General features: G+C 61.9%; 8 protein-coding genes and 1 tRNA gene. 2 read left to right on the top strand and 7 right to left on the bottom strand.

Features of this window, described 5'->3' with window-relative positions:
* Positions 1-67: 67 nt before the first annotated feature.
* The 4 genes from LAN64_14980 to LAN64_14965 form a co-directional block, all read right to left on the bottom strand.
* Positions 68-583, bottom strand: coding sequence for a 4'-phosphopantetheinyl transferase superfamily protein (locus LAN64_14980; protein ID MBZ5569140.1), 516 nt, complete (start codon positions 581-583; stop codon positions 68-70).
* Positions 550-927, bottom strand: a complete 378-nt coding sequence (locus LAN64_14975) for a hypothetical protein (GenBank protein MBZ5569139.1) — start codon at positions 925-927, stop codon at positions 550-552. Before LAN64_14975 ends, LAN64_14980 begins: the two co-directional genes overlap by 34 nt.
* Complete coding sequence (locus LAN64_14970; GenBank protein MBZ5569138.1) at positions 921-1,730, bottom strand: alpha/beta fold hydrolase; 810 nt, start codon at positions 1,728-1,730, stop codon at positions 921-923. The genes LAN64_14975 and LAN64_14970 overlap by 7 nt, the downstream gene beginning before the upstream one ends.
* Before the next feature lie 186 nt (positions 1,731-1,916).
* Positions 1,917-2,981 (bottom strand): IS630 family transposase, encoded by a 1,065-nt coding sequence (locus tag LAN64_14965; GenBank protein ID MBZ5569137.1) that lies wholly within the window; start codon positions 2,979-2,981, stop codon positions 1,917-1,919.
* 547 nt (positions 2,982-3,528) lie between these two features.
* Between LAN64_14965 and LAN64_14960 the strand changes: the two genes are divergently transcribed.
* Positions 3,529-5,694, top strand: coding sequence for a M3 family metallopeptidase (locus LAN64_14960; protein ID MBZ5569136.1), 2,166 nt, complete (start codon positions 3,529-3,531; stop codon positions 5,692-5,694).
* 187 nt (positions 5,695-5,881) lie between these two features.
* On the opposite strand, the gene LAN64_14955 is transcribed toward LAN64_14960, so the two are convergent.
* From LAN64_14955 to fabZ, 3 genes are all read right to left on the bottom strand, one after another.
* Positions 5,882-5,958: transfer RNA gene (locus LAN64_14955), tRNA-Pro, on the bottom strand.
* Positions 5,959-6,214: 256 nt separating this feature from the next.
* On the bottom strand, positions 6,215-6,988 hold the full coding sequence (gene lpxA / locus LAN64_14950; protein ID MBZ5569135.1) for an acyl-ACP--UDP-N-acetylglucosamine O-acyltransferase: 774 nt from the start codon (positions 6,986-6,988) through the stop codon (positions 6,215-6,217).
* 89 nt (positions 6,989-7,077) lie between these two features.
* Positions 7,078-7,593, bottom strand: coding sequence for a 3-hydroxyacyl-ACP dehydratase FabZ (gene fabZ / locus LAN64_14945; GenBank protein MBZ5569134.1), 516 nt, complete (start codon positions 7,591-7,593; stop codon positions 7,078-7,080).
* Positions 7,594-7,689: 96 nt separating this feature from the next.
* On the opposite strand from fabZ, the gene LAN64_14940 reads away from it, so the two are divergent.
* Complete coding sequence (locus LAN64_14940) at positions 7,690-8,784, top strand: M20 family metallopeptidase (protein MBZ5569133.1); 1,095 nt, start codon at positions 7,690-7,692, stop codon at positions 8,782-8,784.
* Positions 8,785-8,817: the final 33 nt, after the last annotated feature.

The raw sequence follows: 8,817 nt of genomic DNA, 5'->3' as shown, positions 1-8,817 counted from the left end.
CCCGCGCTCGACTCCGGCTTCGGTAGATCCGTCTGCGGACTATGCGAAGTGACATCGGCGGTTGACATCATTTCACTCCCATCCTGAGCTGACCCAACACGCCACCTTCCTCGCTCTCGACGGATAAGGAAAACTTGCGCTCCCCAGAAGTACGGCAAAGAATGGTCTGAACGGGTGGCCGGTGCGGCACAGCATCCACCGGCCATTCAGCGCACGTGAGATGGCAATCACAACCATCAACCACGACCGCCGCGGAATAATCTGCACGCGGTGCCAGCGATACCAGCGTCAATGCGGGTTCATTCTTGCTGCCGTCGGGAAGCATCAACGCTCGCCGGCCAGGTCCCGGCGCCAGCGACACCTCGAAGGACTGCAGAGAAAATGACAGCCCCTTGCCGGTCGCCTTCAAGTAAGCTTCTTTCCGGGTCCAGCCATCGAAAAATCCGCGCAGCCTCTCGTGCTCCGGCAACGCTTCCAATGCAGCCTTCTCGGCGATCGAAAAGCACGATTCCGCAAGATCGCGAAGGTCGCTGAGCGGGCGGATGAATTCTAGATCGACCCCAATCTCCCGCCCCTGCGCCACGCCGACGAGTGCGAGACGTTGAACCGGATCTCACTTTCCGCGAAAGTTCCCGCCAGTGTCGGCTTTCCGTAACGGCCATACTGGAACGACAGAGCTCGTGGTTCGCTCCCCAAATAACCGGCCAGAACCTCTCGCAGAAGCGCCCGCGCGACCATGTATCGATTCCGGCCCTGCGGGAACCGAAAGCGCATGGCCCGCTTGTATTCGTCGGAGGAGATGTTCTCTGCCAGCCTTTGCATGACTGCATCCGGATGATCGAGCCTCGCAAACCACACGTGCACGCTCCCCTGGGTCATGGCGGGGGTGCGGTTGGACATTTTCCATTCCTGAGCATCGGTCAGCATGGCGCGGCACCTTGACGATCGTCCAGAACCGCGAGAAAGTCCTCGCTCACCGCGCGCGCAACTTTCCGATACTGGCTCCGGATAAAGAAATGGTCACCCGGGAACATTCGCAGCCGGAAAAACCCATTGGTCAACTCTCCCCACGCCTGAAGGTCGTCGCGATCCACTCCCTTGTCGTTCTCCGCCCCAAACACCGAGATGGGGCTGTCGAGGCGCTCGCCGTTGGTGTAGGTGTAGGTTTCGATGACCGCCATATCCGCCCTCAGACTGGGCAAAACGAGTTGGAGAAGTTCGGGTTCGCGCAGTACGGCCGGCGGAATCCCATTCCAGCGTCGCCGCAATGCCGCCAGAAACTCAGCCTCGGGAAGATGGTGGATCCGGGCCAGCCGTTCGGGGCGGGGCGGCGCTCGCCGCGCCGACACAAATAGCTGCGCCGGGCCAGGGAAAGCTTCCGCGCGCAGATACCGGGTGACTTCGAATGCAATCAGAGCTCCCATGCTGTGACCGAAAAAGGCATACGGCCCCCTCACCAGCGGGCGAATGGCCTGGGCAGCTAAGGGCACGATGTCGCTCAGCCGGTTGAACGGCTTCTCCCGGATGCGGTCCTCCCTGCCGGGAAGCTGGACCGCCAGCAACTCGATGCTGGGAGCGAGTTCATGCGCCCAGGAAAAATAGGCGGAGGCTCCTACGCCAGCGTACGGGAAGCAGAACAGTTGCAATGCCGCTGACGGATTTGGACGGAATCGGAGAAGCCAAGGGCGGCACTCCTGCTGCCCTTGATTTTGTTTTGTATCCACGGACATACACTTCGCGTGAGTGCAAACAGGCGTTCTGGATCGGATTCGGCCAAGACGCTGCCCAGAGCAGCCCGAACATCATGTAGATAATCACTTTTCTTGCCTTTGTACGAGAAATTCGACAGTAACTTCCGTTACGTTGGTGTTGGCACTAATGAAGGGGGACAAGGAAGCCATGAGGTACCCTGATACCTAGTTGCTTAAGTTGGCGTATGATGCCCTGCGATGCTTCTGGAACTCGATCTGTTTCTTCCACTCGAACGGATGGGCGTTCTGGTTATAGGCGTCGACAAAAAGCTCGATATGGTGGCGAAATTGTTCCGTGCTGGCGAAGCTGGTCCCCGCCTGGGATTCCCGGCTGAGAATGCTGAACCAGATCTCCACCTGATTCAGCCAGGAAGCGTGGGTGGGGGTGTCGTGGAAGTGGACGTTCTTGTGCCGTTCGACCCAGCGGTCGCACGCGGGTTTGTCAGTGTTGAGATTGTCGAGGATGACGTGAATGGACTGGTGCGGATGAGCGGCCACGATGCCATTCATGAACTCGAGGAACTCCACCCGGCCGCGGCGCGCGTAGTGGCCCACTTTCACCAATCCGGTGGCCACTTCCAGAGCGGCGAACAAGCTGGTCCTGCTGTGCCGCGGATCGTCATGCGAGAACCCGCTGAGGGCCTTGCCATGCGGCAGCCGCAGCCAGCCCTGCGCGCGCTCCAGCGCTTGGTTGTGCGGTTTCTCGTCCACCGACAGCACCAGGGCGTTCTCCGGTGGGTCCAGATACAGCCCCACTACATCGGCGGCTTTCTGGGCAAAGCAGGGGTCCGTGCTCACACACCAACTGCGGCGCCGTTCCAGGCTGATGCCGTGCTTGCGCAGCACCCGCCAGATCTGATCGTCGGAAATGTCTCCCAGCGCCGCCGCCAGCAAGCTCCCGTTCCAGCGTGTATATCCAGAGGGAACCGGAGCGTCCAACTGCCGGAGAATCCGCTGCTCAGCGCCGGCATCGTAGCGCCGTGGCTTGCCGCTGCGCGGGGCATCGCCGAGTCCCTGCAGTCGCCGCGCCAGAAACCGGCTGCGCCACTTGCTCACCGTAGCCGGACGCGTCTTGCGCTGCGCGGCAATGGTTTCATTACTCAAGCCGTAGGCGGCATCCAAGATGAGTCGTGCCCGGAATTCATCCCGCCTGGTGCTGCTCGGACGGTGCACGATGCTCTCCAAATGTTCCCGCTCTGCGCTGCTCAGAATGGGTATCTGCGCCCGCATGTCGGACACTATACACCATCGACCATACGCTAACTGGTGCAACTTAATGCTCGTCACAACCTCCTGTGACATTCTCCCTTCAACTTCGCCATCGCAACGTTGCTGAAAGTGCCCTGAGGGAATCCGCACTTTGCTGACATGGTTCATGGCGAGATAGTTTCCAGATGGTCGGCCCTGGCGAACGATTTGGAACTCTTGTTACTAGCGGAGCCGCCGAACCGTTGCGTGTCGCGGTTCAACTCCGAAATCCTGTGCCCGCGCTTCGCCAAAGGCGGGCAAATTTATTTCCTGCTGGAGAGGGTGGGCCAGTTCCCTCGCAGCAAATGGTGGAAATTCCGGCATTGACACGCGCGCTACAATGCCGCTGCTGTGGTTGGCGGTTGCAGCGTCGTCAGCCCTTGTGGCCCGGTGCTGTCGAAGGCGGCGCAGTTCAAACCGGAAAACGTTCCGTCTAGCCCCGGTTTATCACAATGCAAGTAACGCTTTTCTGTGTTTACGGCAGGATGCACCGTGGCCCACAGGTCGCATTTGCCGCGGAGTACATGTCATGCATTCAAAAACCGTTCGCTGCCTCATATTCGCGGCAGCGCTTGCTGCCGTCACCGTGTCCGCGCAGGTCGGCCATCAAGGTTCGGCCGTCGTCGCGCCGCAGCTTTCCGCCGATAATCCGTTCGCCCGGCCGAGCACGCTGCCCTACCACCTTCCCCCTTTCGACCGCATTAAGGACGCGGACTTCCGGCCCGCCTTCGACGCCGGTATGGCTGAACAGCGCAAAGAGGTCGAGGCGATCGACCGCAACCCGGCGCCGCCGAGCTTCGAAAACACCGTCGTTGCTTTGGAAAAATCGGGCCAGTTGCTGGATCGGGTATCGTCGGCCTTCTCCAATCTCAACGGGTCCAACACCAATCCCGAGATCCTGAAAATTGCCTCCGAGATGGCTCCGAAGCGCTCCGCGCACCGGGACGCCATCCTGCTCGACGCGGCGTTGTTCGCGCGTTTCGACGCGGTTTACCAGAAGCGCGCCGCTCTCCAACTGGACCCCGAGTCGCTGCAATTGCTGGAGCGCACTTATACCGAGTTCGTGCGGGCCGGGGCGAAGCTCTCGGATGCAGACAAAAGTAGGCTGCGGCAGCTCAACGAGCAGATCGCGTCGCTGACCACCCGGTTCCAACAGAACGTGCTCAAGGCCACCAAGGATTCCGCGGTGGTCGTTGACAACGTCGGCGATCTGGACGGGCTTTCACGCGAACAGATCGGCGCCGCGGCGGAAGCAGCGAAGGCGCGCGGGCTCAACGGCAAGTGGGTGATCCCACTGCAGAACACCACCATCCAGCCGGTGCTGGAGCAACTCCGGAACCGAGCGCTGCGGGAGAAAATCTACCAAGCCTCGATCGGCCGCGCCGACGGCGGTACCTACGACAACACGGCGGTCGTCGCGCAAATCGTGAAGCTGCGCGCAGAAAAGGCCACCCTGCTGGGGTATCCCGATTATGCGGCGTATGGGCTGGCGGATGAGACTGCGGGCACGCCTGCGGCCGTCAACCAGATGCTCGCCCGGCTCGTGCCGCCTGCCCTCGCCAACGCCAAAAAAGAAGCGGCCGACAACCAGAAACTGATCGACGAACAGGCGAGCGCCGGCAACGGCACGCCATTCACACTGCAGCCCTGGGACTGGGCCTTCTACGCCGAACAGGTCCGCAAAGCCCGCTTCGGCTTCGACCAGTCCGAGGTGAAGCCTTACTTCGAGTTGAACCGCGTGATGCAGGACGGCCTGTTCTATGCCGCCCATCAGCTCTACGGTCTCGACTTCAAGGAGCGCCACGACCTCCCGGTGTACCAGACGGACGTACGAGTGTTCGAGGTTTTCAATGCCGATGGCTCTCCGGTGGGCCTGTTCCTGGCCGACTATTTCGCGCGCGACAACAAGCGCGGTGGCGCCTGGATGAGCAATTACGTTGGCCAGTCCAGGCTGCTCGGGTTGAAGCCCGTCGTCGTCAACAACCTCAACATCCCCAAGCCGCCGCAGGGCCAGCCCACCTTGCTGACCTTCGATGAGGTCAGCACCATGTTCCACGAGTTCGGGCACGCGCTGCATGGCCTGTTCTCGGACGTGAACTATCCCTCGCTCTCCGGCACCAGGGTGCCGCGTGATTTTGTCGAGTTTCCGTCGCAGTACAACGAGATGTGGGCGCGCGAGCCGATTGTGTTCACCCACTATGCAAAGCACTACCAGACCGGCGCACCGATGCCCCAGGCGCTGCTCGACAAGGTGCTCGCGGCCGAGAAATTCGGCCAGGGTTACGCGACCACCGAATACATAGCGGCCGCGCTGCTCGACCAAGCCTGGCATCAGATCAATTCGGCACAGGCGCCCTCAGCCGATAAGGTGATGGCGTTTGAGGCTGCCGCTTTGAAAAAGGACGGCGTGGAATACGCGCCGGTTCCGCCCCGCTACCACACTCCGTATTTCGCGCACGCCTTCGCCGGCGGCTATGCGGCCGGCTATTACGCTTACATCTGGAGCGAGGTGCTGGCGCGGGATACCGAACAGTGGTTCCATACCCACGGCGGTCTGCAGCGCGCCAATGGCGACTTTCTGCGGGCCAAGGTGCTCGCGCGCGGACGCAGCGCGAATCCGGAGGTCCTGTTCGAGCAGTTTTACGGAGGGCCGCCGGATATTGGGCCCCTGCTCGAACATCGCGGGCTCAAATAGCCGCCAGAACAGCATCACCGGTTTCCACACGAGAAGTTCATTGAGGGAATCGGTGTGCTCGTCCGACCTGAAAAGCAAACCCCCAAAAGAGATTGGTCGGCCCTAGCAGACGATTTTAGAACCGCCGTGTTCGGAGCGGAATTTTCGACCTCACAATTTCAGGAGCTTACGACCGAATTTTGAGGATTGGTCGGGGAGAGAGGATTTGAACCTCCGACCCCCTGGTCCCGAACCAGGTGCTCTACCAGGCTGAGCCACTCCCCGACGCATTGCGGACACTGCTTGTTGGCTGTCTTCAGGACTGCGGGCGCGGACCTTGCCGCATCGTCGTTATTATAGCAGCAAACGCTCTCGGCCCCATCACCTTCGCGGCTCAATTCGCGTTGCTGCGCATTCCGAACCCCGCCCGGGGAGGAGATGGCTATCTATCGCCCACCGTGCCGTTTCGCTTGTTGCAGTGGCAATGAGGCTGTCGGACGTCCGGCTGCATGCACCCGCACTCCATCGCGCCGCGCCCGCTTCACTTAATTACTCCCCGGTCCGACGACTCGATGAACCGGACCAGCAGCTCGACGTCTTCGCCCAGGTTGCCCTCGCGGCGCAGCTTCTCGATCGCCTGCGAGGTGTTCAGCTTGGACGCCAGCAGGATCTTGTATGCGTGATGCAGTTTGCGTAGCCGCTCGTCGCTAAATCCACGCCGCTTCAATCCCACGCTGTTCAGCCCGTACGCCCGATTCTCGCGCGCCGCACTGGTCTTGGAAAACGGCAGTACGTCCTGCGTGATTGTGGTCCCGCCGCCAATGTAGCTATGCGCGCCGATGCGCACGAATTGGTGCACCGGACACAGCGCGCCCACCACCGCCCATTCTTCCACCGTGACGTGCCCCGCAAGCGTGGCCGCGTTGATCAGCATGGCGTGGTCGCCAATCACGCAATCGTGCCCGATATGCGTGTACGCCATGATAAGAATGCCGCTGCCGATGCGCGTAACCCCACCGCCTTTCATTGTGCCGCGGTTGATCGTGACGTACTCGCGGATGGTATTGTCGTCGCCGATCTCCAGCCCCGTTGCCTCGCCGCGGTAGCTGATGTCCTGGGGATCAATGCCCACCGCCGCGAACGGATAGATGCGGTTGTTCCGGCCCATGCGTGTCGGCCCATGCAGCACGACGTGCGCCACCAGCTCGCAATTTCCCCCCATCTCCACCTTCGCTCCGACAACGCAGTACGGTCCGATACGGCAGGACTCCGGAATCCTGGCTGTGGGATCGATGATGGCGGTGGGATGGATCAACGAGTTTCAGTTTCGAATTCCAGGTTCGGCGCCGGAGCGGTTGCCCCGCCCTTGTCGCTCCCGGTTTTGGAGCGACAAGGTGGGGTTGTTCACGACTCGCCCTGACTGTCGCCGCCGGGTGACTCGGCGTTCGCTGCGGCGGAACGCGGCACCAGCCGGCAGCTCACGATGGCTTCACACACCCGGTTGTCGCCGACAAAAATCTTTCCCTCCATGCGCACCGCGTGCATCCGCCATGCCAGCACCGTCACCTCGATGCGCAACTGGTCACCCGGCACCACCGGACGGCGGAAGCGCGCGCGCTCGATGCCGGAGAAAACCATCAGATGCCGGTCGTGGTCCTCGATTTCGGTCAGCAGCAGCGCGCCTCCTGCCTGCGCGATCGCTTCCACCATCAACACCCCAGGCATGATGGGAAATCCGGGAAAATGGCCCTGGAAGTACGGCTCGTTCACGGTTACGTTCTTGAGCGCAACAATGCGCTGCCGCCGCGTCAGTTCCACCACGCGGTCAATCAGCAGGAACGGATAGCGGTGTGGCAGGATCCGCTGGATTTCCGTGATGTCCAGTGTCGTTTTCTGTTCCGTCGTCGCTTCTGTGTCCATGATTGCGGGTAAGTCAGGCATTATAGCGAAAGCATGAGTGTCGCCAACATAGTTCCGTCGCAACTGCTCGCCTTGCTCAACGCGCGCCGCCGGGAGATGGTCGAATTCATCCGCCAACTGGTCGTGCAGGAATCGCCCAGCTTCAACAAGCGCGCGGTGGATTCGTTCGCCCAATCACTCGCGAAAACGCTGCAACGCAAGGGCGCTCGTGTCCGCGTGCATCCGGTCAAGGAATTCGGCAACCATTTGCAGGCGGACTTCGCTGCCGCCAGCCGTCAAAAACCAGTCCTGCTGCTCGGTCACATGGACACCGTGTGGGACGTTGGCGCCTTGAAGACCATGCCGTTGTGCGAGAAAAATGGCCGTCTCTTCGGGCCCGGCGTTTACGACATGAAGACGGGTATCGCGCAGATGATCTTCGCGGTTGACGCGCTACGCGAGCTCCACGGCGCGCTGCCGCGGCCCGTCACCATCCTGTTGGTGAGCGACGAGGAGGTCAAGAGTGCCACCTCGCGCGCCATCCTGGAAAAGCTGGCGAGGCAATCCGCGGCGGTCTTCGTGCTGGAGCCGTCGGCGGGATTGAAGGGCGCGTTGAAGACGGCGCGCAAAGGCGTCGGCGAATACCAGGTCAGGGTCACCGGCTGCGCCGCGCACGCTGGGCTCGATCCGCAGAACGGCCACAGCGCCATCATCGAACTGGCGCGCCAGATCGAGCGCATCGCTGCCTTCAACGGCGCCAGGCGCGGCATCACCGTGAACCCGGGCATCATTCGCGGCGGCACGCGCACCAACGTTGTCGCCGCCGAAGCCGAGGTCGAGGTCGACGCGCGCATTGCCCGCCTGCTCGACGCGCCGCTGCTCGACCGCAAATTCCGGTCCCTGCGGCCCTTCGACAAGGTCTGTCGCCTCCAGGTCAGTGGCGGCATCAACCGCCCGCCCCTGGAGCGCACGCCTGCGGTGGTCGCCTTGTTCCGCAAGGCGCAGGCTGCGGCGCGCGAGCTTGGATTTGAAGTTGACGAGGCCTCGGTTGGCGGCGGCTCCGATGGCAACTTTACCGCCGCGCTCGGCATTCCCACGCTGGACGGCCTGGGTGCCGTCGGCGAAGGCGCACACGCCCGCAATGAATCCATCGTGGTCGCGGAAATCCCGCGCCGCACTGCACTGCTGGCGCGGTTGGTTGAATCGGTGTAGGTCGCTGGGCGGCACTAACCGCAGCGTGTCTTG

This window comes from Terriglobia bacterium, from assembly GCA_020073185.1.
GTDB lineage: Bacteria > Acidobacteriota > Terriglobia > Terriglobales > Acidobacteriaceae > JAIQGF01.
The sequence above is the reverse complement of the archived record's forward strand: the minus strand, read 5'-3'. Positions and strand labels throughout refer to the sequence as shown.